The sequence below is a fragment of the Streptomyces sp. NPDC031474 genome, assembly GCF_055581185.1.
In genome coordinates this window covers 439,199-463,660 of sequence record NZ_JBVIJX010000009.1, presented here as the reverse complement: position 1 = coordinate 463,660, position 24,462 = coordinate 439,199, and the positions used below count along the sequence as shown (strand labels likewise).

At 68.8% G+C, this 24,462-nt stretch carries 21 protein-coding genes; 13 read left to right on the top strand and 8 right to left on the bottom strand.

The features are described 5' to 3' along the window. Positions 1–456: 456 nt before the first annotated feature. Positions 457–786 carry a hypothetical protein gene (locus ACZ5SK_RS21500; protein ID WP_468576454.1) on the top strand — a complete coding sequence of 110 codons (330 nt, stop codon included), beginning with the start codon at positions 457–459 and terminating at the stop codon, positions 784–786. 228 nt (positions 787–1,014) lie between these two features. Beyond that, a complete protein-coding gene (locus tag ACZ5SK_RS21495; RefSeq protein WP_057577857.1) occupies positions 1,015–1,275 on the top strand; it encodes an Imm32 family immunity protein in 261 nt (86 codons plus the stop codon). Between the two features lie 217 nt (positions 1,276–1,492). Here ACZ5SK_RS21495 and ACZ5SK_RS21490 read toward each other — a convergent pair whose 3' ends face one another. The 6 genes from ACZ5SK_RS21490 to ACZ5SK_RS21465 all read right to left on the bottom strand — a co-directional run bounded on the left by ACZ5SK_RS21490 (position 1,493) and on the right by ACZ5SK_RS21465 (position 5,455). Beyond that, complete coding sequence (locus ACZ5SK_RS21490; RefSeq protein WP_468576453.1) at positions 1,493–3,190, bottom strand: PIN-like domain-containing protein; 1,698 nt, start codon at positions 3,188–3,190, stop codon at positions 1,493–1,495. A gap of 199 nt (positions 3,191–3,389) precedes the next feature. Then, entirely contained in the window at positions 3,390–3,692 is a 303-nt protein-coding gene (locus ACZ5SK_RS21485) for a hypothetical protein (protein ID WP_468576452.1), read from the bottom strand. Continuing rightward, the gene (locus tag ACZ5SK_RS21480) at positions 3,689–4,432 is read right to left on the bottom strand and encodes a GntR family transcriptional regulator (protein ID WP_468576450.1); all 744 of its coding nucleotides are present in this window, start codon (positions 4,430–4,432) and stop codon (positions 3,689–3,691) included. The genes ACZ5SK_RS21485 and ACZ5SK_RS21480 overlap by 4 nt, the downstream gene beginning before the upstream one ends. After that, positions 4,429–4,653 (bottom strand): hypothetical protein, encoded by a 225-nt coding sequence (locus tag ACZ5SK_RS21475; RefSeq protein ID WP_319194703.1) that lies wholly within the window; start codon positions 4,651–4,653, stop codon positions 4,429–4,431. The genes ACZ5SK_RS21480 and ACZ5SK_RS21475 overlap by 4 nt, the downstream gene beginning before the upstream one ends. Beyond that, complete coding sequence (locus ACZ5SK_RS21470) at positions 4,650–4,853, bottom strand: hypothetical protein (protein ID WP_468576448.1); 204 nt, start codon at positions 4,851–4,853, stop codon at positions 4,650–4,652. Before ACZ5SK_RS21470 ends, ACZ5SK_RS21475 begins: the two co-directional genes overlap by 4 nt. A gap of 323 nt (positions 4,854–5,176) precedes the next feature. Continuing rightward, positions 5,177–5,455, bottom strand: a complete 279-nt coding sequence (locus ACZ5SK_RS21465) for a hypothetical protein (RefSeq protein ID WP_468576446.1) — start codon at positions 5,453–5,455, stop codon at positions 5,177–5,179. Between the two features lie 78 nt (positions 5,456–5,533). Between ACZ5SK_RS21465 and ACZ5SK_RS21460 the strand changes: the two genes are divergently transcribed. Next, a complete protein-coding gene (locus ACZ5SK_RS21460) occupies positions 5,534–6,289 on the top strand; it encodes a GntR family transcriptional regulator (protein ID WP_468576445.1) in 756 nt (251 codons plus the stop codon). Here ACZ5SK_RS21460 and ACZ5SK_RS21455 read toward each other — a convergent pair. After that, positions 6,279–6,671 (bottom strand): DUF5958 family protein, encoded by a 393-nt coding sequence (locus ACZ5SK_RS21455; RefSeq protein ID WP_468576444.1) that lies wholly within the window; start codon positions 6,669–6,671, stop codon positions 6,279–6,281. The two genes, ACZ5SK_RS21460 and ACZ5SK_RS21455, sit on opposite strands and share 11 nt — an antisense overlap. 1,211 nt (positions 6,672–7,882) lie before the next feature. Between ACZ5SK_RS21455 and ACZ5SK_RS21450 the strand changes: the two genes are divergently transcribed. Further along, complete coding sequence (locus ACZ5SK_RS21450; protein ID WP_334581345.1) at positions 7,883–9,298, top strand: arabinofuranosidase catalytic domain-containing protein; 1,416 nt, start codon at positions 7,883–7,885, stop codon at positions 9,296–9,298. Between the two features lie 146 nt (positions 9,299–9,444). On the opposite strand, the gene ACZ5SK_RS21445 is transcribed toward ACZ5SK_RS21450, so the two are convergent. Continuing rightward, positions 9,445–10,008: a pyridoxamine 5'-phosphate oxidase family protein gene (locus ACZ5SK_RS21445; protein WP_334579795.1), complete on the bottom strand. Its 564-nt coding sequence runs from the start codon at positions 10,006–10,008 to the stop codon at positions 9,445–9,447. Between the two features lie 1,041 nt (positions 10,009–11,049). On the opposite strand from ACZ5SK_RS21445, the gene ACZ5SK_RS21440 reads away from it, so the two are divergent. The 9 genes from ACZ5SK_RS21440 to ACZ5SK_RS21400 all read left to right on the top strand — a co-directional run bounded on the left by ACZ5SK_RS21440 (position 11,050) and on the right by ACZ5SK_RS21400 (position 24,315). Next, positions 11,050–12,093 (top strand): iron-containing redox enzyme family protein, encoded by a 1,044-nt coding sequence (locus ACZ5SK_RS21440; protein ID WP_468415617.1) that lies wholly within the window; start codon positions 11,050–11,052, stop codon positions 12,091–12,093. A gap of 34 nt (positions 12,094–12,127) precedes the next feature. After that, on the top strand, positions 12,128–12,814 hold the full coding sequence (locus ACZ5SK_RS21435) for a 2OG-Fe dioxygenase family protein (protein ID WP_334579793.1): 687 nt from the start codon (positions 12,128–12,130) through the stop codon (positions 12,812–12,814). Between the two features lie 83 nt (positions 12,815–12,897). Next, entirely contained in the window at positions 12,898–13,830 is a 933-nt protein-coding gene (dapF, locus tag ACZ5SK_RS21430; RefSeq protein ID WP_334579792.1) for a diaminopimelate epimerase, read from the top strand. After that, the gene (locus ACZ5SK_RS21425) at positions 13,827–14,963 is read left to right on the top strand and encodes a pyridoxal phosphate-dependent aminotransferase (RefSeq protein WP_468576442.1); all 1,137 of its coding nucleotides are present in this window, start codon (positions 13,827–13,829) and stop codon (positions 14,961–14,963) included. Before dapF ends, ACZ5SK_RS21425 begins: the two co-directional genes overlap by 4 nt. A gap of 48 nt (positions 14,964–15,011) precedes the next feature. Continuing rightward, positions 15,012–18,206, top strand: a complete 3,195-nt coding sequence (locus tag ACZ5SK_RS21420) for a non-ribosomal peptide synthetase (RefSeq protein WP_468576440.1) — start codon at positions 15,012–15,014, stop codon at positions 18,204–18,206. Further along, positions 18,199–19,689: a serine hydroxymethyltransferase gene (locus tag ACZ5SK_RS21415; RefSeq protein WP_361700631.1), complete on the top strand. Its 1,491-nt coding sequence runs from the start codon at positions 18,199–18,201 to the stop codon at positions 19,687–19,689. The genes ACZ5SK_RS21420 and ACZ5SK_RS21415 overlap by 8 nt, the downstream gene beginning before the upstream one ends. Beyond that, entirely contained in the window at positions 19,686–22,187 is a 2,502-nt protein-coding gene (locus ACZ5SK_RS21410; protein ID WP_468576439.1) for a non-ribosomal peptide synthetase, read from the top strand. Before ACZ5SK_RS21415 ends, ACZ5SK_RS21410 begins: the two co-directional genes overlap by 4 nt. Continuing rightward, positions 22,184–22,999 carry a thioesterase domain-containing protein gene (locus ACZ5SK_RS21405; protein ID WP_334579787.1) on the top strand — a complete coding sequence of 272 codons (816 nt, stop codon included), beginning with the start codon at positions 22,184–22,186 and terminating at the stop codon, positions 22,997–22,999. Before ACZ5SK_RS21410 ends, ACZ5SK_RS21405 begins: the two co-directional genes overlap by 4 nt. After that, entirely contained in the window at positions 22,996–24,315 is a 1,320-nt protein-coding gene (locus tag ACZ5SK_RS21400) for an MFS transporter (protein WP_334579786.1), read from the top strand. Before ACZ5SK_RS21405 ends, ACZ5SK_RS21400 begins: the two co-directional genes overlap by 4 nt. The last annotated feature ends 147 nt before the right edge of the window (positions 24,316–24,462 follow it).

Below are 24,462 nucleotides of genomic sequence, written 5' to 3'. Positions count from 1 at the left end.
GTGGAGTCAAAACTCACCGACATCAACTCTCCACCGACACCACTGGAGTCAAAACCCACCCACCACTGGCCTCAAAACTGACCTACAAAGCCAACTCACGCAGGAACGGGCACAACAGCTGATCCAGCAGGGGAAGTGGCAGGAAGCGATCACCGAGATCAGGGAAGCGACAGGCTACGACCGCCGGGATGCCAGATGCGCCGTGCTCGCCCTGTCGTACGGATGGAAAATCCCCACCCCCTGCCGCCTTGCTTGGACTCCGAGTCGAAACAAGGTCTCTGACATCCACAGCTGACATCAACGACGGCGGACGAAGACGGCCATGAGCATCCGTGCCTGGCCATAACGTCGGCAGGACACACCACCAAGCCCAGCTCGCGACCGAACTCCTAAAGCGGGTGTACGCGAGCGCGTAAGGCATCCCGGCATGTGGAGGCGCCATGTCATCATCGGGCGATGCTGACTGAGGAGGACGCGCGCCAACTTGTGCTTGCCGAGATCGACAACGTACGAGGCCACGTCGAGTACACCCTCCAGATCCTGCGCGTAGAAGCCTTGCCATTCGGGTGGATCTTCTACTGGGGGGCAGCCGGGGATGACCAGAGTGGCCGGCGTCCCCGGCTTGGAGGCAACGGCCCCTTCCTGGTGGATCGTGATAACGAGCGGTTGATCCGAACTGCCACCAGCGTTCCCGTGGCCCGTCAAATCGCTGACTACGAGCGCCGACTACGCCGCGAAGCTCACGCCCGGAACGCGGCAGCGAAACGAGCTGCACAGCAGCCATGAGTGTCTAACTGCGTGACAACGCCGACAACCAACCGCGGACAAGTACGGACGTCTGCGGACCGTCAGCGCAGGTGAGAGGCACACCAGCCCAAGGCAGAGCCCCCAGCCAAGTTGCTTCGGGACGAAGAAGTCGTCACCCATGTCTCGCCGTACAGTTCTCGCCGTCGCGTCCGGCCCGGAGTACGCGATGCTTGGAGTATGTCCCCTGAACCCAGCGCTGCTCCGTCGATGACCACTCACGTGAGTGCGGCGACCGATGGAGTCACCAGGGTTTTCACGTGGGAGGAAGGCGCACGCATCGAGGTCCGCAACCTGGGCGGCGAGATCGTCATAGAGGCAAACGCTGCCGGGTTGAAGACCCTGGCCGGCCACCTCCTCACGCTCGCCCAGGACGGCACACCGGACGGTGCTCATCTCCACCTGGAGGAGAACAACGGGCTCGAAGAGGGCTCCGTAGGCCTGGTCTTGGAGCGGTGCGACGACGAATGACTCGTGCCAGACGCGTGCCAGATCGTGCGGGGAACCCCGGGGAACAGCGGGGAACCAATCGACCGTCCACCGCACGTCTGCGTCCCGCCGCCGCAGGTCAGGCCTGGAGCAAGCCCCAGACGCCCTGAGCTTCCCAAGCTGAGAGCTTGGCCGGCGCGGCAGGTCGGACGTGCTGGGTAGGCTTTGCAGGGTGCGCTACCTGACAGTGGCTTTCGGCTTAACGCCCGGCTCTCGCGAGCGCATTCAGCACGCGATCATCATCGTAGCCATTCTTCCACTGCACAATCTCAAGATAGCGTCCTCCGTCCGCAGTAACGGAGTTATTGAATGCCTGGACAGATTCAGACAGGGGCGCATTCGTTACAACTATCAGTGATGCCACACCGTCGGGCAACGACGTCAGATCACCCTGGGCGCGCTCAAGATGTTTCGCGTCGAAATCACCCTCACTGGCAAAGTAAACAATCTCGACCCCCACAGAGAAGCCGGGTCTAGACGGATGGTGGACGTGGAAATCGATCCCGCTATCACCCCCATTTTCCGCCGGGGAGACCTCATATCCGGCAGATCTAGCAAGATCAACTACTGAAGCTTCGAGGCGCCACATCTGAGCATGCGGGGTAAGTTCAGCAGCCAGACCGTTGACGATAATCCTGGCTCTGGAGATGAGCGGGATTACGCCTTCCTTGGTCAACTGAACGTCGCCCATTTTTCCGTGGACGATCCGGTTACGGATTTCAAACATTTCGTCAAAAGAGCGCATGAGCTCTTGAGAAATCGCCCTTTGGCTCGCTAGGTCTCTCATCACCCGCGGCGGCGTGGTGCGGCGGCTCTGAAGAGGGTCGCGCGACGAGAGCGTCCGGTACACCGCGCGCTCTACCTCACGCCATGCAGCGAGAAACGCGCCCGTAGGATCGGATTCGGCTAGCTTCTCGATCGCTCCGAAGCTTTCATCTGCAACCGACTGAGCATCTACCATCTCAACGTTTTGAACCGAGTCCTCACTGACCACGACCTGCAGAAAGTCTCGCGCCAGAGTAAGTAGACGATCTGGCTTGACCATATAAAGACGGACCCCTGCTTCCCTGAGCAACTCTTCAGCCAGTTCGTTACGTGGCCCAACTGTCATTCCGTTATGATTGCGCCACCAATCATCCTTGGTGTCCCCCGTCACCAAAAGCACGTCTCCACCCCTGCGCTTAGCCTCACTCATCAATTGAAGCCACACAAGGTAGTCACCTACCTCCGAGTCATCACCTCTCGCCTGCTTTTTCTTGTCTTTATAGCCGGGAGGGATTTGATGTTCGACTCGTCGTTTCCCTTCAGCGATCGCAGTAGCCCGCTCCTCGGCGCTGAGGCAGTCGCCTACCTTACCGTCCAAAAGGGTGGCAAGATCTGAGACGACCTTGTCTTTGGAAGTGTCGCGTGCCATCTCAACACCACTACCATCGACAACAGCCTCCATCTTGCCGATTACCTCTTCCAGCGCATTCTCCAGCGTCGCTTCGAGTTGAAAAGCGCTTGACCTGTCCAAAGAAACCCGGTTTATCCACTGTCGCAGATCGGATACCGTTTTTACCAGATCAGCCCTCAAAGCCGTGACGGATTGCTCAAGTTGTTTTCCGGGATCTTCGAGTGCACTCTCGCGGTTACGCCAGAACTCATCCATTACCTGGTGAGGTACCCAGAGGCGAGCCTCGAACTTTCGAAGCGTCTCCAAGAGCGCGGCTCGCGCGTCCTGATTATATCGGTAAAGGTTCAAGAGGACGTTCGTGTCCACGACGAGCATCCCGCCGCTCAGAACATGTTTCCAGTCATCTTCGGTGGGCGTTGCGTAGCCCGAGAACCCGTCGAAGATCCCACGCCCGCTGCGGTCGTCAGCGTCCACAGCCTGATTCGCCTCGTCATCAGCCACGACGGCAGCCTATCCCCACGATCAACCACGTCACGGTCTATCGCAGGAATATCACTCGATGTGCGGCTGATTTCGCACATGTTCGTGTCCGACTGTCAGGTCAGGTGTGTTGGAGGGGGGCATGGTGCCACGCCGGACATGGGTGGGGCCCCGCCCGGGGAATTCGGCGGGGCCATGGGACCAATCTGCGGCCGCTGTTTCAGAAGCCGGGTGCTTCGCTCACCCCCAGGAGATGACCGCGGCTGGTTGCGACGCGGAGCACGTTCCGGAGAGTCCCGGTCAGTTCCCCGGTCAACCGTCGCAGGTCCTCCAGGTCCGCGTCCTGGTCGTCGAGGGTGGCCGCGGCTTGCTCCAACAGCATGGCCGCCGTGTCGAGTTGGTCCGCTTCGATGTTGTCCGCCAGGCGTGAGATGTAGCCGGCCTTGTCGTCCGTGCTCAGGTAGCAAGGCTTGCCCTCCGGGCCGGACCACGGGAGGAGGCGTAGTTCGTTCTGTGCTGTCATCCTGGCGTCTGCCTCTCTTCGAGCGTGTGGTGGGTGGTGAAGACTGCGTCGGCTCGATCCCCTGGGAAGACCAGAAAGGCCGCCTCAACCACTCGGCCGACGAGGTCGGTCGCGACGCGCGTGATCGCCAGAACGGGCGCGGCGGAGTTGGTTCGCAGGGTCGATGACTCGTCAGGCGTTGGCGGGCGAGCGCACACCGTTTCCCGGACAGCGGCCGGCGGAGAGCCGAGTACGGCGAATCTCTTGACTGCCTCTGGGCACGGGGATTCGTCGTCGAGCACTCCGGCTGGCACCAGGTCGCGCGGGAGGTAGATACGCGCCAATCCGTGCGGTGACTCCCCCTCGTGGCTGACGCAGAAGAGCTCCACGAGAGGGCTACCCGTAGGCACCCTCAGCAGGGTCGTCAGGTCTCCGTCGGCTTGCACCGTAGCGGCGCGAACGGTGACGTGTAGGGCCGCTTCGGCGGCGGTCCACGGGTCCAGCGTCCCCCAGCCACCGACGTACATGATCCGGCGGAGAGGGCGACGGACGAAATTGCCCTTGCCGTGGAGCTTCTCGACGAGGCCTTCGCCCTGGAGCACCGCGAGGGCGCTCCGCAGCGTCACAGTGCTGACCTTGTACCGGTCGGCCAAGTCGGTCTCGGACGGCAGTCGTTCGCCAGGCTTGAGGTGGCCGGTCGAGATCTGGTGCCGGAGATCGTCGGCGATGTCGTGGTGGCGAGGAGACACGGACCGGATCACCGCCGCCTCATCATTCGCACGGCAGCGAGCCGGGTTCGCGTGTGTATGGTCAACAACTCACCCGAGTCGAAGAGGATTTGCTTCGCGCCCTGGGAGAGCTGGAAGAGATCCTGCACCCGGCAGGCCCGGCCTCCGAGTTGGATGATGTCGCCGCGCTGCACGGTGGCCGCGGTCACCTCGACGTTGGACGCCAGCGTGCCGACTGGCACTCGCTCCCTCACCGCTGCACCTCCGGGGGCTTCATCCGGCCCGACGTCGAATGGCACGGGCAGTCGCACGCCTCGTAGACCACCGGAAGGTCGACCGGCGCCGAGGCCGGGGAGGACTCCGCGCAGGCGTGGTGGGTGCCGATCCGGCATGCGGTCGAGCGGTAGGGGACGGCCGAGGCGTCCGTGACGCGGGTCTGTCGACGGGGAGGCATCAGCGGACCCCCACCAAGGCTGACCACGCATCGGCCGACAGATAGGGAGCGACGACTACTTCGCGCGTCCTCACGCGCTTTTCCCAGGCCAGTACGTACGGGCGGACGAGCGCGACGTCCTCAACTCTGAGCGTTTGCCGGTGGTCCACGTCGGCGGAGGCGCGTTGGCGGGCGGCCGGCGCCCTGTCCGAAGACGGGGACAAGGCGGGGGCAGCTGACGGCCCGGGGGTCGTTAAGGGACGGCGATGCCTGCCCCTGGGGAGGTGCCGCTCTCTGGTTAGCGAGACGGCACGGCGGATACGGTTGAGCACGCTGCTCAGCTCCTATCGCTGATAGCCCGGTCCCCCAACATCGCCCGTCGTGGTGACCGCTTTGCGTACGACCGCCCAAAGGGTGCGGCCGCTCAGGCTGGTGGCGACGAGACCGAACCGGTCGGCCGCGGCCACTACTTGCAGGGCCTCCCGCCATAAGTCGGCGGAGAGCGATTCCGGCATCTCCGCTTCGACCGACGTATGCCGGGGGTGTTCCTCCACTCGCGTGAGCAGCCCGAGGGCGGACAGCCGGGCGGCGAGGGCCGCCGCGCTAACTCCCGAAGCGGGCACAGGGCAGCCTCCGTCACCAGCGATCACTTTGAGTGAAGCCAGTTAACTAGATTAGAGCTAGTGGACTAGATTTTCCATATGCCTGAGCAGCCGCCCTATCTCCGCATCGCCGACGAACTCCGGCGGCGGATCGCGGAGCACGTGTGGGAGCCGGGAGACCGCCTGCCCTCCCGCGCCCAGATCGGCGAAGAGTGCGGCGTGGGCGAGAACGTGGTGCGCCGGGCTCAGGAGTTGCTGATCTCCCAGGGCGTGCTGGAAGGACGTGCCGGATCAGGCACGTACGTTGCCGAGCCGCGGCAACGGGTGCGGATGGTCCGTTCCTCTGCGCGTGAGCAGCCCAACGGGTCGCCCTTCCGGGCGGACATGAAGGCCGTCGGCAGGCAAGGGGACTGGGAGAGCCGGACCGACGCCAAGGTGCCTGCGCCGGCGGCGATCGCGGCACGGCTGGGCATCGCCGAGGGCGAGCTGTGCGTCCGAACGACGTATGAGTTCCTGGCGGACGGCAGGCCCGTGCAGCTGTCGACGAGTTGGGAGCCGTACGACCTCACAGCCGGCACTCTCGTCGTCCTCCCCGAGGGAGGGCCCCACGCAGGGGCGGGCGTCGTGAACCGCATGGCCGCGATTGGCATCACTGTTGGCCACGCCGTTGAGCAGCCAGAGCCAAGACAGGCGACGGCCGAGGAGGCGTCGCTACTCGGCATCCAGAAGGCCGCACTCGTCACACACATCCGGCGGACGTACTACAGCGACCAGGGGCGGCCCGTGGAGACGGCGGACATCGTGGTGCCCGCCGCTCACTGCGAGATCGTCTACGAGATCCCGGTCAACCGCTAGCCGAGCTATCTGCGTCCAGCGGCAGATCCGGCAGGTTGTGCCACGCGTGACTGCACCCCTCGGCGCAGTACAGCGTCCGCCTGCGGGTATCGGCGATGCTGAAGAGGGCGACGAGTAGGCGAAATGACTTCGTGAGTTCATAGCCAGGAAGCTGGGCCATCCCGAAGCGCCACTTCGTAAGCATCACGGCCGGCGTATGAGTGGGGCGTATGCCGGAACGTGCGATGCTCTCCGGCACGTCGTCCTCGCGAGCACGGGCCTGCCCGCAGAACAGCACCAGCGTGTTCAAGACCTTGCGCCTGTCGTCCTCCGAGAGGCCCTCGAACCACTCAACGCCCTTGGCCGTCGGCCTGAGCCCCTGCGCGAGTTCGTTCAAGATCACTTCGTGTGCGTACAGCACAGGCTTCCACCCCCATGGTTCGGGCTGACGGTACGCTCACGACCACTCGGGAGCAGCTCAGTTCTACGTGTCCTGATGGCGCAACCAGCTGACGAGGCGGGAAGGGGCTTGGCGTCGGGCGGTAGCGGGACCTGTCGAATGCGTGTCGAAGCCGCCGTACGTCCAAACTCAGCGTCCGAGAACGGCCAGGTCAGGGCCGCCCATCCTGTGGTCAGCTCAAGCGCCTTCTAAGCGCTTGGCCGCAGGTTCGAGTCCTGCCGGGGGCGCCGGTCTCCGCCCTCCCCCTGGGAAGGCATTTTTGCTGGTCAGGGCATGTTTCACGCGACGTGACCCGTCGGGGCCGTGGAACAGTTCCTCGGTCCGGTCGGTGCTCCAGATCGGCCCGGGGCAGCTACGTCGGGGTCGCTCAACGAAGGCGTATATGAGGTTTACGCCCATCCCGACGCCGTCAACCCCGTGCGACCGCTCGGCCGGCCCAGCGGGCCTCAGTGGCCTCGCCGTCGGTGGTTGTTAGCGCGCACATTTGGCGGAGGCGAGAGACGTCGATGCCCGCGGCTCGCAGGCTGTTTCACCGGCGCAGTCATGGAACTCGGGGTGTCCCGCCCAAGAAGCCGCCGTCGGGGACGGCGCCGGAAACTCCCCCGCGTCACAAGCCTCGAAAGCGGAAGCGGACCGTTTGTTTCCACAGTCTTGACCGTCCCACCGTGTTGACCATCCCCAGAGCCCAGCGTACAAAAGGCAGGGCCGCAATAGCAGAAGATCATCTTTTACCGCGTCAGATCGGCGCATGCACGACGTTCCATCTCAGGACCGGTCACCGCTGCGCGGTGACGCATTCGCGTTCGGCTGTCGCGCTCGAACAGAGCGCCCGCCGACCGCCCGTACCCGAGTCTCCGCAGCTCCGGATCAGCGGCGTCACCCAAGCGCCCACGCATGTGAGCGTTAACAAATGTCTGCCGAGCGATGCCGAGGCGACGCCGAGCGCCCCGGCTCCGTCTCCTGGCAGCGGTCGCCCGTGTCCGCGCATCACCGCGCACCGCACATCACTTGCCCAGCCTCCCTGCGCACACAGCGCCGGGGTCGAGAAGAACGCAAGACGGAAGAGGTTCACAGTGATACGTAGACACCTGAGAGGGCTCCCACTGTCAGTGGGCGCGGTCCTCGCGCTTCTCGCCGGCATCCTGGTCGGGTTGGTGGGTACCGCAGGCACAGCCCAGGCGGCCTCGTCCCTGCCCTGCGACGTCTACGCCGCCGCCGGAACGCCGTGCGCCGCAGCGCACAGCACGACCCGGGCGCTCTACGCCTCCTACAGTGGCGCGCTTTACCAGGTCAAGCGCGCCTCGGACTCGGCCACCACCAACATCGGCCTCCTCAGCACCGGCGGCTACGCCAACGCGGCGACACAGGACTCCTTCTGCTCCGGCACGACCTGCATCATCACCAAGGTCTACGACCAGAGCCCGAACCACAACGACCTGACCGTCGAAGGGCCCGGCGGCAACGGCGGCCAGGACGTCGGCGCGATCGCGAACGCCCTGCCGGTCACGGTCGGCGGCCACAAGGCATACGGCATCTGGGTGTCGGCCGGCGTCGGCTACCGCGACAACAGCACCACGGGCATCGCCACCGGCAGCAAGCCGGAGGGCGCCTACATGGTGACCAGCGGCCACCACGTGAACAACCGTTGCTGCTTCGACTACGGCAACGCCGAGACGTCCGGCAACGACACCGGAAACGGTCACATGGACGCGATCAACTTCGGCACCGAGTGCTGGTTCTCGTGTTCCGGTGCCGGATCCGGCCCCTGGGTCGAGGCGGACCTGGAGAACGGGCTGTTCTTCGGAGGGAACGGCGCCAACTCGGCCAACACCGGCATCTCCAGCGAATACGTCACCGCCATGGAGAAGAACAACGGCACGACGACCTACGCGATCAAGGGCGGCAACGCGCAATCGGGCTCACTGACCACCTGGTACGACGGCGCTCTGCCCAACCTCGGCGGATACACCCCCATGCACCTGGAGGGCGCCATCGTCCTCGGCACCGGCGGTGACAACAGCAACGGATCCGACGGCTCCTTCTTCGAAGGCGTCATGACCTCCGGCTACCCGACCAACGCCGCCGACAACGCCGTGCAGGCCAACATCACCTCCGTCGGCTACACGACCCCGGCCGCCACCTTCCCCGTCGCCGGCACCGCCTACCGTCTGACCAACGCCAACAGCGGCAAGGTCCTCGACGCGGTGAACTGCGGGACGGCCAACGGAACCTCGATCGACATCTGGGCCTCGCTCGGCAACACCTGCCAGCAGTGGAAGTTCGCCGGCGCGGGCAACGGCCACTACACCATCACCAACGTCAACAGCGGCACGGTCCTGGACGACAAGAACTGCGGGCAGAGCAACGGCACGGCCGTCCAGCTGTGGGCCTCGCTGGGCAACCGCTGCCAGCAGTGGGACGTCACCAGCGTCGGCAGCCACTACACCATCACCAACGTCAACACCGGTATGACGCTGGACGTCGCGAACTGCGGCACCGCCAACGGGACCGCGGTCCGCCAGTGGCAGCAGCTCGACAACACCTGCCAGCAGTGGGACATCGCGCCCTGACCTGAGCGATGCGTCAACGACGTAGCGATGTGTCAACGACGGTCTGCCGGCCCTTGCGTCGGCAGACCGTCGGCTGTTGCGGCAGACCGTCGGCTGTTGCCGGCCGACCGACCGTCGCTGTTGTCGGCCGACCGGCCGGGCCGGCCTCAGTCCCGGTGAGCGACTCCATCGAGATCGTCCCCCGCCTGCCCCACCTCTCCCACCTGCACGACCCGTGTGATCGTGAAGTGGACGGTCGGCTGCACGTCCATGAGGCGGACGCGGGCGGTGCCGGTGAGGTGGAGCGTCACGCCGCTGCGCTCGTCGAGGAACAGCACTCCGGCGCGCGGGTTGAGGACGAGGTTGCCGAGTGTCATGAACATCGAGTTTCCCGGATACTCCGCCCAGGTCAGCTCGGTCGGCGACACGATCTCGACGAAGCCGGGCTCCCCGCCCCGATGACTGGCGTCGGCTGCGCCCGTGTCCGAGGCCGTGGCGATGAAGAACGTGTCCGCTTCCCGGATCCAGGCCCGCTGGGCCGGGCTGAGCGACTCGCCGGAGGCGGCCGGTCCGTAGGCGAGGGGAGGGCGGGCCTCGCCGCTGCGGTGGCGCAGGCGGCCGGGGCAATTGGTGAAGACCTGGGCCGTGTCGATCGCGAGCCCTCGCCGGGTGGGGCGGGCGATCCCGTTGACCCTGAGCCGCAGCCGCCTGCGCGTGTCGGGAAAGAGCACGCCGATCTCGAACGGCCTGATCTCCAGCGAACCGACCTCGGACCGACCGCTCCAGGACCAGCCACCGCCACCGCCAGACGAGCCACTCCCGGCCCCGCCACCCTCAGACGAGCCATTCCCGGCCCCGCCACCGCCAGACGAGCCGCCCTCAGCCCCGCCAACCCCGGCCCCGCCACCGCCAGACGAGCCGCTCCCGGACCAGCCACTCTCAGACGAGCCGCTCCCGCCCCCGCCACCCCCAGACAAGCCAACCCCGACCCCGCCACCCCCAAACGAGCCGCCCCCAGCCCCGCCAACCGCACCCCCGCCGCCTCCCGACCACCCCGTCCCAGCCCGGCCGCCCTCCAGCCGCAGAGGTATAGGAAGCCGCTCCGGATCTGCGGACAAGGAGAGTGAATGGGGGCCGGTGCCTCTGGCGAATCCTGGGGGGCCGGTCAGGGCCGAGGCCCAGACCAGGCCGTCGGAATCTGTTGATCCTGTCACTGCCAGAGTCTGCATTCCGATAAAGGCCGCTAAAATGTCTGTCAAACCTTTCCGGATCACTCTGGACGATCGTTCGGCCTCGGCCGAACAACCCAGCCTCTCCTGTATTTCACGTTCGCCTCGATGGTAATTCACCGTGATGACAACTCCCTCCAAAAGTGGGCGGAATGATACCCTCCGCACTTTTTCTGAACCCCACCAAAAGGTAACGATCCGTCACATACCGTCGAGCTCCCTGCCCTTCGTCATGGTGCCGTCCACGACCGTCTGCGGGCATCCAGACGGTATACAGACTTCATCCAGTGAGGCCGCCGCAGAATAGCCGAGGCCTGCCGCCCCGTCCGGGCTCGGGCGCCACATAAGAGACGGAAAGAAAGGCCGGTTCGCGCCCTTGTGTTTCCGCCTCGTCGAACGCCCTCCCGCTTCGCGCGATCGGCAGGCCGGCGTCACGTGAACGGCACGCGTGACAAAGGGGGAAGGGAGTCCGCTGCCTTCCGGACGACGGTGAATGCCTTCATGAAGAAACTTCATTCGTCCAGTGAATCCAAGGGGAAACTCATGCCACAAGTCGGCAGCGCCAAGGGTCGGGCAGCAACCGGCGACCCGTTCCTGTCCACGGTGGACACGATCGGCGCATGGCTCGGTTCCGCACCCGGGAAGGTCGACTCCGTCCTGTCGGGCAGCGAGCGGGATCGCGTCCTGGGCGAGGTCGCCGACATCAACAGAGCCGCTGCCCTGGGCGATCGAAGCGCCCTGTACGCGCAGCAGTATCTGCTCGACCGCATCTACCAGTTGCACACCAAGATCCCGCAGGGCGAGACCGCCGAGGGTTCCGTCGCCGTCTACGAGATAGGCCGGCTGCTGGAGACCGCCACCGCCGAGGCCCAGGACCTGCTCATCGATCCGGCCCTGCTCGACGAGGCGCCCACGGACCCGCGCGAGTACCTGTCCTGGCTGAAGCAGATGGCCCGTGGCCACCGGGTGTACAAGCACCCCTACTACCACGAGTTCATCCGCAACACGGCGACCGAGAGCGACCTGCGCAACTACGTGATGCAGGAGTCGGTGGTCGACGGCCGCTTCGACGACCTGCTGGCGCTGATGCAGGTGGGCACCGCCGGCGAGGCCAAGATGGAGATCGCCTCCAACTTCTGGGACGAGATGGGCAACGGCAAGCCCGCCGAGGTCCACACCACCCTCTTCAACAAGATCTTCGAGGTCTTCGAGATCTCCGAGGAGGAGCTGGAGCGCTCGCTCACCGCCACCTCGCTGCTCAACGGGAACCTCGCGGTCATGCTGTGCCGCTACCGCTCGCTGTACCCGGAGGCCGTGGGCTTCCTGGGGATGACCGAGTGGATGGCGCCGGACCGGTTCGTCCAGGTCGTGCACGCCTGGGAGCGCCTCGGTCTGCCGGAGGTGGGCATCACCTACCACCGGCTGCACATCACCATCGATTCCCAGCACGCCCAGGGATGGTTCCACAACGTGGTGCTGCCCGCCGCCGAATCGGCGCACATGCGCCGCGCCATCGCGCGCGGCATCCTGTGGCGGCTCAACTCCTCCGCCGCATACCTGGACGAGCGCATGCCGTCCGCCGCCTGACAACCCACCACCCACTCCGTCTGGAGGACAGAACATGCCGCTCGGCAGTGAAGGGTTCGTCATCATCGACCTGCCGGATGTCTCGGCCGACATCCTGCCCAGCTACGACGACTGCCCGGTCGACGAGTACATGGGCAACGGCACCCGCTTCAAACGGTTCTCCCAGTACCGGCTCAGCCCGCAGGGCGACCAGGAGTGGTCGTTCGAGCGGCTCGCGCACCGGGACTACACGACGTACAAGAAGTTCAACTCGGTCGGCGGCGGCATCCGCCGGGTCTACGAGCCGATCAAGGTGGACTTCACCCCGCTGATCGAGGTCGGCATCCGCGAACTCGGCCTCGACCGGTCCGAGGACTGGCAGATCAACGTCCACCAGAACCGGACCCGTGCGAACGGCGGCAAGCCGGGCCCGCTCACCCCGGAGGGCGTGCACCACGACGGGCACGAGTTCGTGATGATCGCGATCCTCAACAAGGTGAACGTGGCCGGCGGCACCACCCGTCTGTGGCACGACGGGGCCGACCAGCCCTTCTGGACGGGCACGCTCGAACCGGGCCAGGCGGTCCTGCTGGACGACCGGGCGCTCTCCCACGACGTCACCGACGTGCTCTCCGCCGACGGCGGCCCGGGCCACCGGGACATCGTCATCGTCGCGTTCTCGCGGTGGGCGGAGAAGTGGTACGGCGAGGAGCACGACGCCGCCGCCCTCGCCGAGAAGTAGACCGGAACGCCGTGGAGCCCCGGGGCCGTCATGACGCGACGCCCCGGCGCTCCGCCGCGCCCAGCAGCGGAGGGAGACCAGCCGTGACCGACTTCTTCAAGTACCAGGCGGCGGGCAACGACTACCTGGTGATCGATCCGCGCCACACCGATTTCACCGTCAGCCCCGAGACGATCCGGCTGGTCTGCGACCGGCACCGGGGGATCGGGGCGGACGGTGTGCTGTACGGGCCGCTGGAGGAGCCCCGTGCCGGGGCGCCGGTGCCGCTCGCCCTGTACAACTCCGACGGTTCCGACTGCGGCCGCAGCGGCAACGGACTGCGGATGTTCGCCCTGCACCTGGCCGCGCAGGAGCCCGGCGGCTGGGCGGACGGGCGGGAGTTCACGCTGCGTACGGCCGCGGGCGAGTGTCCGGTGCGGATCCTCGACGCCGCCGCGGGCCGCGTGGAGGTCGGCATGGGCCGCCCCAGCTTCGACGCGGCCGATCTGCCGCTGCTCGACGAGGACGACACGCCGTACCGCGGCCGGGCGGTGTCCGTGCCGCTGACGGTGGACGGGGATCGGCTGATCGTCACCTGTGTGTACAACGGCAACCCGCATACCGTGGTGCTGGTGGACGACCCGACTCCGCGGCTGGCCCGCCTGCTCGGACCGAAGATCGCCCGGCACCCCCGTTTCCCCCAGGCCACCAATGTGCAGTTCGCGCGCATGGCGGGCCGGAACGTGATGGAGCTGGAGGTCTTCGAGCGGGGCGCCGGTTATGTGACGGCGTCCGGGAGCAGCGCCTGTGCCGCGGCCTCCGCGGCGCGTGAACTCGGACTGTGCGACGGGCGGGTGGAGGTCAGGATGCCGGGGGGCAGTGTGGAGATCAGCGTCGGGGCGGACGGCCGGGTCACCATGACCGGAGACGCCGAGCAGGTGGCCGTCGGCGCCTTCGCGCCCGCGTTGCGCGCCCGGCTCGGCCGGCTGGCGACGGCGACCGCGGCCAGAGCCGCGACGGCCGGGGCGGCCTCGTGACCGTCTCCGTAGAGCGGGCGCGCGACTATCCGATGCAGCGGTGGGTGTTCGAGGACGCCGCGGGGCGCTTCGACATCGACCTCGGCGACAGCAACATGCTCCCCGGACACCTCGACGACCTCACACTGCCGGCCGGCCTGGAGCTGGACTACGGCCACGACCACGGCCTGGGCGCGCTGCGCGAGGCGGTGGCGGGACTGTACGGCGGGTCGCCCGACTCGGTCCTCATCACCCAGGGCGCCCAACAGGCCCTCTACCTCGTGTACGCGTCGCTGCTGAGCCCCGGGGACCGGGTGATCGGTTTCCGGCCGGGCTGGCAGCAGTCCTGGGACGTGCCGACCGCGCTCGGCTGCCGGGTCGATCTCGTCGGGTTCCGCCCGGATCTGAGCTTCGACGTGGAGGCCGCCGAGGCCGTCGCCGGGCCCGACGTGAAGCTGATCGTGGCCAACAGCCCGTGCAATCCGACCGGTCGGCGCATAGCCGAGCGGGATCTGCGCGCCCTGGTGGCCCTCGCCTCGCGCACGGGCGCTCGTCTGCTGCTCGACGAGGAGTACGCGCTCGATCTGTCCCGCTCCCCCGCGCTCCACGGCGACCGGGTGATCTCCGTGTCCAGCCTGTCCAAGGTGTACGGCTTCCCGGGGCTGCGGGTGGGCTGGCTGTACGGTCCGCCGTCCGTGGTGGCGGGCTGTGCCGAGCGCAAGTTCCTGTCCACCATCTCCAATTCGGTGCTGTGCGAGACGCTGGCCCGCGAGGTGCTGGCCGACCGTGAACGCCATCTGCGGTCCTATCACGAGCTCACCGGTCAGGGGCTGTCCCTGGTCAGGGAGTTCGCCCGGCGCAACGCGGACGCGGTGGACCTCGTGGAACCGGAGGGCACGCCGTTCGCCTGGCTCTGGCTGCGGACCGGCGAGGAGCCGCTGGCGATGTGCCGCCGGGCGCTGGACCTGGGCGTTCTGCTGATGCCCGGCGAGACCCTCGGCGCCAGCGACGGTTTCCGGATCTGTTTCGCGCGCTCCCCCGAGGCGGTGACCGAAGGACTGCGCCGCGTGGAGAGCGTCCTCAGGCCCCACGCCCGCACGACTGCACCGCCCCCGCACGACTTCACCGCCCCCGAACCACTGACGTCCCCGTAACGCCCCGTTGGAACACCACCGTGAACAGCCGATTGGAGTCCTGTGACGATGAGCGCCTCGCTCCCCGACGATTCACGCATCCAAGATTCACGCATCCAACTGTCCTTCGGGCAGGAGCAGTTGTGGTTCCTGGACCAGATGAGTCCCGGGGAGACCACCTACAACGTCATCCAGGCCTACCGGCTGCGCGGTCCGCTGGACGTGCCCGCGCTGGAGCAGGCCCTCAACGTGCTGGTGGCGCGCCACGAGCAGCTGCGGGTGACCTTCCACTCGGCGGACGGTGTCCCCTACCAGGTCGTCGCACCGGCGCAGGACCGGCCGTTGCCGCTTCGCGACCTCTCCCGGCCGGACCCCGAAGACGCGGAGAGCGCGCTGCGCGAGGCGCTGCAGACCGAGGCCGACACGCCGTTCGACCTGACGGCGGGGCCCGTCTCCCGGTTCCTGCTGTTCCGGCTGGCCGCCGACCACCATGTGCTCTGCCTCGGCTTCCATCACATCGTCACCGACGGCTGGTCCGGCGGTGTGATCAGCCGTGAGATCTCCCAGGCCTACGGGGACCTGACGGCGGGCCGCACGCCCGCGCTCCCGGAGCTGACGGTCGGCTACGGCGACCACGTCCAGGAGCAGCGCCGGCAGCAGGCCGACGGTGTCTGGGAGGAGGAGCTCAAGTTCTGGCAGGAGCGGCTGGCCGGTCTGGAGGCGCTCGAACTGCCCGCCGACCGGCTGCGGCCCGCGGAGCCCACGCAGAGCGGCGAGACCTTCGTGGTCGACTTCCCCACCGAACTGCTCACCAAGGCACGCGCCTTGGCGCAGGAGCAGGGCGCGTCCCTGTACATGGTGGTCGCCTCGGCGCTGAACGTCGTGCTGAGCCGGTACAGCGGCCAGGACGACATCGCCCTCGGGGTGCCCATGCTCGGCCGTACGGACCCCGAACTCGAGGACGTCGTAGGCCTGTTCATCAACATGACGGTGCTGCGGTCCGACCTGTCCGGCGGGGTCACCTTCGCCGAGCTGCTGGAGCGCATCACCGACGCCAACCTCGACATGTACGACAACCAGGACGTGCCGTTCGACCGTGTCGTGGACCGGGTGCAGCCGGTCCGGGACGCGGGCCGCAACCCGCTGTTCCAGATCGCCTGCCAGCTGCTCGGCGAGACGACCACCGGCGACGCGTTCCAGCTGGCGGGCCTGACGGCCGAGACGATCACGGTGGCCGGGACGCGCTCCCGGTTCGACATGTCCTTCAGCTTCGTCGAGGGCTCCGAACGGCTGCGGCTGATCGTCGAGTTCGCGACCGACCTGTACGACCGCTGGCGCGTCGAGGCCCTGGTCCGGCACTTCGAGACCGTGCTCGCGGCCGCGGCGGACGCCCCGGACACCCCGGTCTCCGCGCTGCCGCTGCTGTCCGAAGCCGAGCGCGAGGAGCTGCTCGCGGTCGGACGCGGCCCCGACTTCGACTACCCGACGGAGCCGGTGCACGCGACGATCGCGCGGATCGCCGAGGAGCACCCGGAGCTGGTCGCGGCGGTCTGCCGCGGGGTGGAGCTGACGTACGGCGAGCTGATGCGGCGGGCCGGGAAGCTCGCCCGGTACATCCGCTCCCGGGGCGTGGGCCGCGAGCAGGTCGTGGCCATCGCGATGGACCGCGACCTGGACGCCCTGGTGGCGATCCTGGGCGTGATGGTGTCCGGCGCCGCGTACACGATCATCGACCCCTCGCACCCGAACGCCCGGCTGGACCACATGCTGCGGGACACCGCGACACCGCTGGTCATCACGCGGCGGGCCGCGCTGGGCGAGCTGCCGGACAGTTGCGGCTGGGAGAGCCTGCGGATCGACGCCGACTGGGACGTCGTCGAGGCGCAGTCGGACGACGTGCCGCTGGAGGAGTGGGCGGAGCCGACGTCGCTGGTGTACGTCCTCTACACCTCGGGCTCGACCGGGCGTCCCAAGGGCGTGATGATCGAGCAGCGGGGTCTGCGCATGTTCATCGAGGCCTACCGGCGCAGCTTCGGCGAGTGGACCCACGAGGACCGGCTGCTGCAACTGCCGGCGCTGACCTTCGACATGTCGCAGGGTGAGATCTTCGCCGGTCTGATCAGCGGTTCGGCGATGGTGCTGGTGGCGCCGGAGGACGCCTCGTCGCCGGAGTCCCTGGGCGCGCTGATCCGGGATCAGCGGGTCACGTACGCCGGTCTGTCGCCCGCGATCCTCTCCGTGGTCGAGGCGGGGCCGTACCCGGATCTGAAGTACATCATGGGCGGTGCGGAGGCCCTGCCGGCCGAGCTGGTCAACAAGTGGAACCTGCCGGGCCGCAAGTTCGTGAACCTCTACGGTCCGACCGAGGCGTCGGTGGCGACCACCGAATACCTGTGCGAGCACAAGGAGTGGCTGTCGTCGCCGCCCATCGGCCGGCCCGAGTTCAGCCGGCTGCACTACGTGGTCGACAAGGACTTCAACCTGGTGCCGGTCGGCGTGCCGGGCGAGCTGCTGATCGGCGGCGACGAGGGCCTGGCCCGCGGCTATCTGAACCTGCCGGAGATGACGGACGAGAAGTTCGTCCCCGACCCGTTCCTGGGCGAGGGCCGGGTGTACCGCACGGGTGACCTGGTGCGCTGGACGCGCGATCTGCAGATCGACTTCATCGGCCGCCTGGACAACCAGGTCAAGCTGCGCGGGCTGCGGATCGAGCTCGGCGAGATCGAGTCGGGGCTGCTGACGCACCCGAAGATCCGCATGGCTCTGGTGCTGCTGCGGGAGGACGGCGGGGAGAAGCAGCTCGTCGCCTACTACACGGTGCTCGGTGACGCCTCGCCGACCGTGGCCGAGCTGCGCGAGCACCTGGGCCGCACGATGCCCGAGTACATGGTGCCCACGGCCTGGGTGGAGCTGGCGGAGTTCCCGCTGACCCCGGCCCGCAAGATCAACCGGAGCGCGCTGCCCGCTCCGGTGTCCGCGGCGGACGGCGCGGCGAGTTTCGTCGCCCCGGGGACCGCCACGGAGGAGAAGGTGGCCGAGGTCTTCGGCGCCGTGCTGTCCATGGAGCAGGTCGGAGCGGACGGCAGCTTCTTCGAGCTGGGGGGCAACTCGCTGCAGGCGATGCGTGTGGTGAGCCGGCTGAACAAGCACTTCGGCGTCAAGGTCAACGTCCGTCTGCTGTACGGCGGGGCCACGGTCGCCACCATCGCCTCGGCCGTCGACGGGCTGACGCAGGCCAAGAAGGCGGCGGGTACGCATGCTTGAGACCCCGCGGGCCGCGACCGCGGCCCCGGGCCGTCAACAGAACGGCCCCCACACCGACCCCGGCTCCGGCCCCGGCTCCACCTCCGGCTCCGGCTCCGGCTCCGGCTCCGCGCAGGCTCTGCTGCTGCGGCGCGGGGCGGAGCTGCTGAACCGGACCGATCCCGAGCTGGCGGGGTTGCTCGACCGGGAGGTGGAGGAGCAGACCGCGACGCTGGCGATGGTGGCGTCCGCCAGCGTCGCGAGCCCGTCGGTCCTGGCCACGGGCGGCGCCGCGCTGTCGAACGTGACGGCCGAGGGCTATCCGGGGGCCCGCTACCACCCCGGCGCGGGCCGCTTCGACGGGGTGGAGCGGCTGGCCGCCGACCGGGCCCGGCAGGCCTTCGGCGCCCGCTACGCCAACGTCCAGCCGCACTCCTGCTCCTCGGCGAACCAGGCCGTGCTGGCCGCGTTGCTTCCCCCGGGCGGCACCCTGCTCGCCCTCGACCTGGACGCCGGGGGTCATCTCACCCACGGGTCCTCGGCCTCGGTGACCGGGCGCCACTACCGGGCGGTCCACTACGGCCTGGACGAGCGGGGGTTCGTCGACTACGACCAGGCGGCCGAACTGGCCCGGGTCCACCGCCCCACCGTGGTCATCGCGGGGGCCAGCGCCTATCCACGGACGCTCGACTTCGCCCGGTTCCGGGCGATCGCGGACTCCGTCGGGGCGTTTCTGGTCGCCGACATCTCGCACATCGCCGGTCTGGTGGCCGCCGGCGAACACCCCAGCCCCATCGACGTCGCCCACATCACCACCACCAGCACCTACAAGCAGCTGGGCGGCCCGCGCGGGGGCCTGATCCTCATCGGACTCGAGCACCGCACCCCGGGTCCGGACGGCCGCACCCCGCTCGACCGGCTGATGCAGCGCGCTGTCTTCCCCCAGTCGCAGGGGACCCCGAGCCCGGCCTCGATCGCCGCCAAGGCGCACGCCCTGAAGGCGGTGGCGGAACCGGCGTTCAAGGAGACCATGCGGCTGGTCGTCGACGACGCCTCGGCCCTCGCCGGCGATCTGGCGGGGCTCGGTCACCGGGTCCTGACCGGCGGCACCGACAACCACATGGTGCTGCTGGACATGGCCGGGCACGGCATGACCGGCGTGGTCGCCGAACGAGCCCTGGAGGACTGCGGAATCCTCACGAACCGCAACCGCATCCCCGGCGACGACAAGCCCCCGCTCGTCGCCGGCGGCCTGCGGCTCGGCACGAACGTCCTGGCGCAACGCGGCATGGGGCCCGCCGAGATGCGGGTCTGCGCCGGTCTCCTGCACGAGGTGCTCACCGCCACCACCGTGCTGTCGGACACCGAGTTCCGCACCGACCCGGCCGTGCGCGACCGGGTGCGGGCCGAGGTGGCCGCCCTGTGCCGCATCCATCCGCTGCCCTTCGGAGCCGCCGTCCCCACGGCCGACGTCCCCGCCCTCGCCCCAGGAGAGAGGCCTTGACCCGGAACGCTTCCCCCCTCACCTCCTCCCCCGCTCCCTCGCCTGCTCCCTCATCTGCTTCCTCACCTGTTTCACCATCTGTTTCCGCCTCGGCCGGACCGCGTTCGGCGCCCCCGGCCCTGCTGCCGACGGACCGGCCCCGGCAGCCCGGAACCACCCCGGACCGCACCGGTTCCGCCCGGGTGCGGCTCGACGGCTCGGCCCGCACCGCCCCGGACGACGTCCTCCTGGCCGCGTTCACCGCGCTGCTGCACCGCTGGACGGGCCAGCCCGAGTTCGCGTTCGCCGCGCGGACCCCCACGACGGGCGCGGTCCGTCTGACCTGCGCCGTCACCACGGCGTCCACCCTCGCCGGGCTGGCCCGCGGTACCGCCGCCGGCCGGACACCGGCCGCGGACCCCGCGCAGCCGGACGAGTTCGAGCTCGTACTGCACCCGCCGGACGAGCCCGACGACGGCCGGCGCACCGCCGAACTGCGGTATCCGCCGGCCCTGTTCGACCAGGACACCCTGGTCCGGCTGCTCGCCTGCTACCGCACCCTGCTGGCGGACGGGCTGGCCGCCCCGGACCGTCCGGTCTCCCGCCTGCGTCTGCTCCCTCAGACCGAGCTGCACCGCGTCCTCGTCGACTGGAACGCCACCGACACGGACCTGCCGCACGACGTGTGCCTGCACACCGCGTTCGAGGCCCGCGCCGCCGAGTCGCCCACCGCCCCCGCGCTCATCGGCGGCGACAGCGGCCGTCGGACGTGGACGTACCGCGAGGTCAACGAGGCGGCGAACCGGCTCGCCCACCATCTGCGCGAGCTGGGCGTGGGCCCCGACCGGCGGGTCGGCATCTGCCTGGAGCGCTCCTGGGACCTGCTGGTCGCCGTCCTGGGCGTACTCAAGGCGGGCGGCGCCTATGTGCCGCTCGACCCCGACTACCCCGAGCAGCGGCTCGCCGCGATGATGACCGGCACCTCCTGCACGGCCGTGATCAGCCGCAGCGGCCCGGCCGCCGGCCTCCCCCTGCCGGACACCACGCCGGGCGGTCCCGTGGTGCTCCTCGACCGCGACGAGGCCCTCCTCGCGGCCCGCCCGGCCCACAACCCGCAGGGCGGCGCCGGCCCGGACGACCTGGCCTACGTCATCCACACCTCCGGGTCGACCGGCGCCCCCAAGCCGATCGCCCTGCGCCACCGCGGGGTGATGAACAACATCGCGGACCTCAACTCCCGTTTCGGCGTGGGCCCCGGCGACCGCGTCCTCGCGCTGTCCTCGCCCAGCTTCGACATGTCGGTCTACGAGTTCCTGGGGCTGACGGCCGCCGGCGGCACCGTGATCCTGCCGGACCCGGAGCGGGCCAAGGACCCCGAGCACTGGGCGGAGCTGCTGGCCGCGCACCGGGTCACCGTCTGGAACTCGGCGCCCGCTCTGCTGGACCTGGTCGTCACCCACCTCGACAGCGTGGGAGCGCCGCCGCTCGACGAGCTGCGGCTGGCGCTGCTGGGCGGCGACTGGATCCCCGTGTCACTGCCCGACCGGACCCGCGCGGTCGCTCCCGGCGTGCGCTTCATCGCCCTCGGCGGGGCCACCGAGTCGTCCATCCACTCCACCCTCTACGAGGTGGAGAAGACCGATCCGCGCTGGACGAGCATCCCGTACGGGCGTCCCATGGCCAACCAGCGCACCTACATCCTCGACGACTCCCGCCGGCCGGTGCCGCCCGGGGTGCCCGGCGAGCTCCATCTGGCGGGCATCGGTCTCGCCCGGGACTATCTCGGCCGGCCCGAGCAGACCGCGGAGCGGTTCTTCACCTGGTCCTGCGGCGAGGTGACGGACGAGCGCCTCTACCGGACCGGCGATGTGGCCCGCTACGGCCCCGACGGTCTGATCGAGCTGCTGGGCAGGTCCGACTTCCAGGTGAAGGTGCGCGGGCTGCGCATCGAACTCGGCGAGATCGAGGCCGTCCTGCGCGCCCACGGCACGGTCCGGGAGGCGGTCGTCACCGCGCACCCCGACGGGTCGGGCGACCGGCGGCTGGTCGCCCATGTGGTCGCCGCGGCGGGCCGGACCGTGTCGCCGGAGGCGGTCGCCGAGCACGCCGCGCGGTCCCTGCCGCGCTTCATGGTGCCGAGCACCGTGCTCGTCCTGGCCGAGCTGCCGTTGACGCCCAACGGCAAGGTCGACCGCAGGGCGCTGCCGGCCCCGCCGGAGCCCGTCGGCGAGCCCGAGGGGACGTATGCGGCGCCGGTCACGCCGACCGAGCGGACCGTGGCCGAGGTCTTCGCGACCGTGCTGTCGGTGTCCCGGGTCGGCGCGGACAGCAGTTTCTTCGCGGTCGGCGGCAACTCGCTGCAGGCCATGCGTGCCGTCACCCGGCTCACCAAGCACTTCGGGGTCAGGGTGAACGTCCGGCTGCTGTACGGCGGGAACACCGTCAGCGGCATCGCCTCCGAAATCGACCAGCGGCTCGCGCAGTCGGCACCGACCACGAACGGAGCTCCGGAGCAGTGACCGAACTCTCCGTCGGCAGCATCGTCCCCCTCCGGGCGACGGGCAGCCTGCACCCTCTGCACTGTGTCCATCCGGTCTCCGGCTCGCCCTACTGCTATGTCGGCCTGACCCATCAACTCGCCCCCGAACGCCCGGTGTTCGGGTTCGAGGCACCCGGCTTCGACGGCGTCTCCGAGCCCGCCACGTCCATCGGACAACTGGCCGAGCTGCACACGGCCGCCCTGCGAGCGGCCCGCCCGCACGGCCCCTACCAGTTGCTCGGCTGGTCGCTCGGCGGGGTCGTCGCCTACGAGATGGCACGGCTGCTGGCCGCCGCGGGAGAGGAGGTGCCGTTGCTCGTCATCGTCGACGCGGCGCTGCCCGGGACCCAGTCGGTGCCGCCCGAGGACCAGCTCGCCCGCTACTTCCTGTACGACTTCCTCGGCGTGACGAGCGACCGGGCGCCCGGCATCGACAAGGCCCTTCAGGACCTGCCCCCGCACGCGCGGCCGGCGGAGGTCTTCGCCGCGGTGGAGCGCGCGGGGGCCGTGCCCGAAGAGTTCGACGCGGAGTTCCTGCTGGAGCGCTACGCCCTCTTCCGCACGCATGTCGTGGCCCTGCGCCGGCACTCCGTGACGTCGGTCCACGAGGGGCCCGCGATCCTGATCAAGGCGGCGCAGTCGGTGGAGAACCTCCTGGACTGGCGTCCCCACCTGAGCAGGCTGACCGAGCACACCGTGCCGGGCGACCACCACTCCGTGTGGCAGGAGCCCGGGCTGACCGCCATCGGCGCCATCGTCGACCAGGCCCTACGAGAGGCGACGCCGGCATGACGGAGCACGGCACCCACGCCGAGACGGTCGCCGAGGCCGAGCCGGACAGACCGCCCCGCTCGCTCTGGCACCACCGGGACTTCATGGTGTTCTGGACGGGCGAGGCGCTCTCCCTGTACGGCACCCAGATCACCAACCTCGCGCTTCCGCTCACCGCGGTACTGGTCTTCGACGTGGGGGCCGAGCAGCTCGGGCTGCTGCGGTTCACACAGCTGGTGCCGTTCCTGGGGCTGGCCCTGCTGTTCGGCGTGTGGGTGGACCGGGTGCGCAAGCGGCCGGTGATGCTGGGCGCCAACCTGGTGCGGATGGTGCTGATCGGCCTGGTCCCGGTCCTCTACCACTTCGACCTGCTGACCCTGCCGCTGCTGTACGCGCTGGCGCTGGGCGTCGGGGTGGCGTCGGTGCTCTTCGACGTCAGCTGGATGTCGTACGTCCCGGTGCTGGTGAAGGACCGGCGCAGTCTGCTGGAGGCCAACACCAAGCTCAACGCCACGCTGTCGTCGGCGGACATCGCCGGTCCTGGCGTGGCCGGCACGCTGGTGAGCGCGTTCTCGGCACCCTTCGCGATGACCGCCAACGCCTTCTCCTACGCGGTGTCGGTAATCTCCCTGCTGATCATCAGAACCCCGGAGCCCGCCCCGGAGACCCCCCGCGAGAAACGGCCGCTGCGCGCCGAACTCGCCGAGGGCCTGCGCTGGGTGTTCGGCAACCGCTGGCTGCGCGCGATCGGGCTCGTCGGCTGCTCCTGCAACTTCCTGCTGACGATGGTGCAGTCGCTGTTCCTGCTGTACGCCGTGCGCGACAAGGACCTGTCGGCGGCCGCGGTCGGCTTCGTCATGGGCGCGGCGGCCGTGGGGGGTCTGCTGGGCGCGCTGGTGTCCGGGATGGTGGTGCGCCGGCTGACGGTGGGCCGCGCCTACCAGGTGTCGGTCTCGATCATCTTCCTGGGCCCGCTGCTGGTCCCGGCGGCGACCGGGCCCCGCTGGATGCTGATGATCCTGTTCGTCGCCTCGTTCTTCCTGGAGTACTTCGGCAGCAGCGTCTCGAACGTCCTCATCGTGAGCCTGCGTCAGACCATCACCCCGCAGGCCCTGATGGGACGGATGACGGCGGCGATGCGCATGCTCCTGTACGGCGGCGGTGCGCTCGGCGGTCCCGTGGGCGGTCTGCTGGCGGCGGTGGCGGGGCTGCACGGCGCCCTGTGGATCGCGGGCGTGCTCTCCGCGGCGATGCTCGTCCCGATCATCCTGTCCCCGGTGGGCAGACTGCGCACGATGCCGACGGGTCCCGAGGACGACGCCGTCACCGCGGCATGAGGACGACGAACCGCCACAAGCGCACAGGCGTCCTGCGAATCAGCGGCCGTCCCGGCCAACCGCGGCGATGCTCGTCCCGATCATCCTGTCCCCGGTGGGCAGACTGCGCACGATGCCGACGGATCCCGAGGACGGCGCCGTCACCGC

Excerpts from the sequence above, each read along its gene's own strand:
- ACZ5SK_RS21500 (WP_468576454.1), top strand. The coding sequence starts at position 457 with ATGCTGACTGAGGAGGACGCGCGCCAACTTGTGCTTGCCGAGATCGAC.
- ACZ5SK_RS21495 (WP_057577857.1), top strand. The coding sequence starts at position 1,015 with ATGACCACTCACGTGAGTGCGGCGACCGATGGAGTCACCAGGGTTTTC.
- ACZ5SK_RS21485 (WP_468576452.1), bottom strand. The coding sequence starts at position 3,692 with ATGACAGCACAGAACGAACTACGCCTCCTCCCGTGGTCCGGCCCGGAG.
- ACZ5SK_RS21470 (WP_468576448.1), bottom strand. The coding sequence starts at position 4,853 with ATGCCTCCCCGTCGACAGACCCGCGTCACGGACGCCTCGGCCGTCCCC.
- ACZ5SK_RS21460 (WP_468576445.1), top strand. The coding sequence starts at position 5,534 with ATGCCTGAGCAGCCGCCCTATCTCCGCATCGCCGACGAACTCCGGCGG.
- ACZ5SK_RS21440 (WP_468415617.1), top strand. The coding sequence starts at position 11,050 with ATGCCACAAGTCGGCAGCGCCAAGGGTCGGGCAGCAACCGGCGACCCG.
- ACZ5SK_RS21435 (WP_334579793.1), top strand. The coding sequence starts at position 12,128 with ATGCCGCTCGGCAGTGAAGGGTTCGTCATCATCGACCTGCCGGATGTC.
- ACZ5SK_RS21420 (WP_468576440.1), top strand. The coding sequence starts at position 15,012 with ATGAGCGCCTCGCTCCCCGACGATTCACGCATCCAAGATTCACGCATC.
- ACZ5SK_RS21415 (WP_361700631.1), top strand. The coding sequence starts at position 18,199 with ATGCTTGAGACCCCGCGGGCCGCGACCGCGGCCCCGGGCCGTCAACAG.
- ACZ5SK_RS21400 (WP_334579786.1), top strand. The coding sequence starts at position 22,996 with ATGACGGAGCACGGCACCCACGCCGAGACGGTCGCCGAGGCCGAGCCG.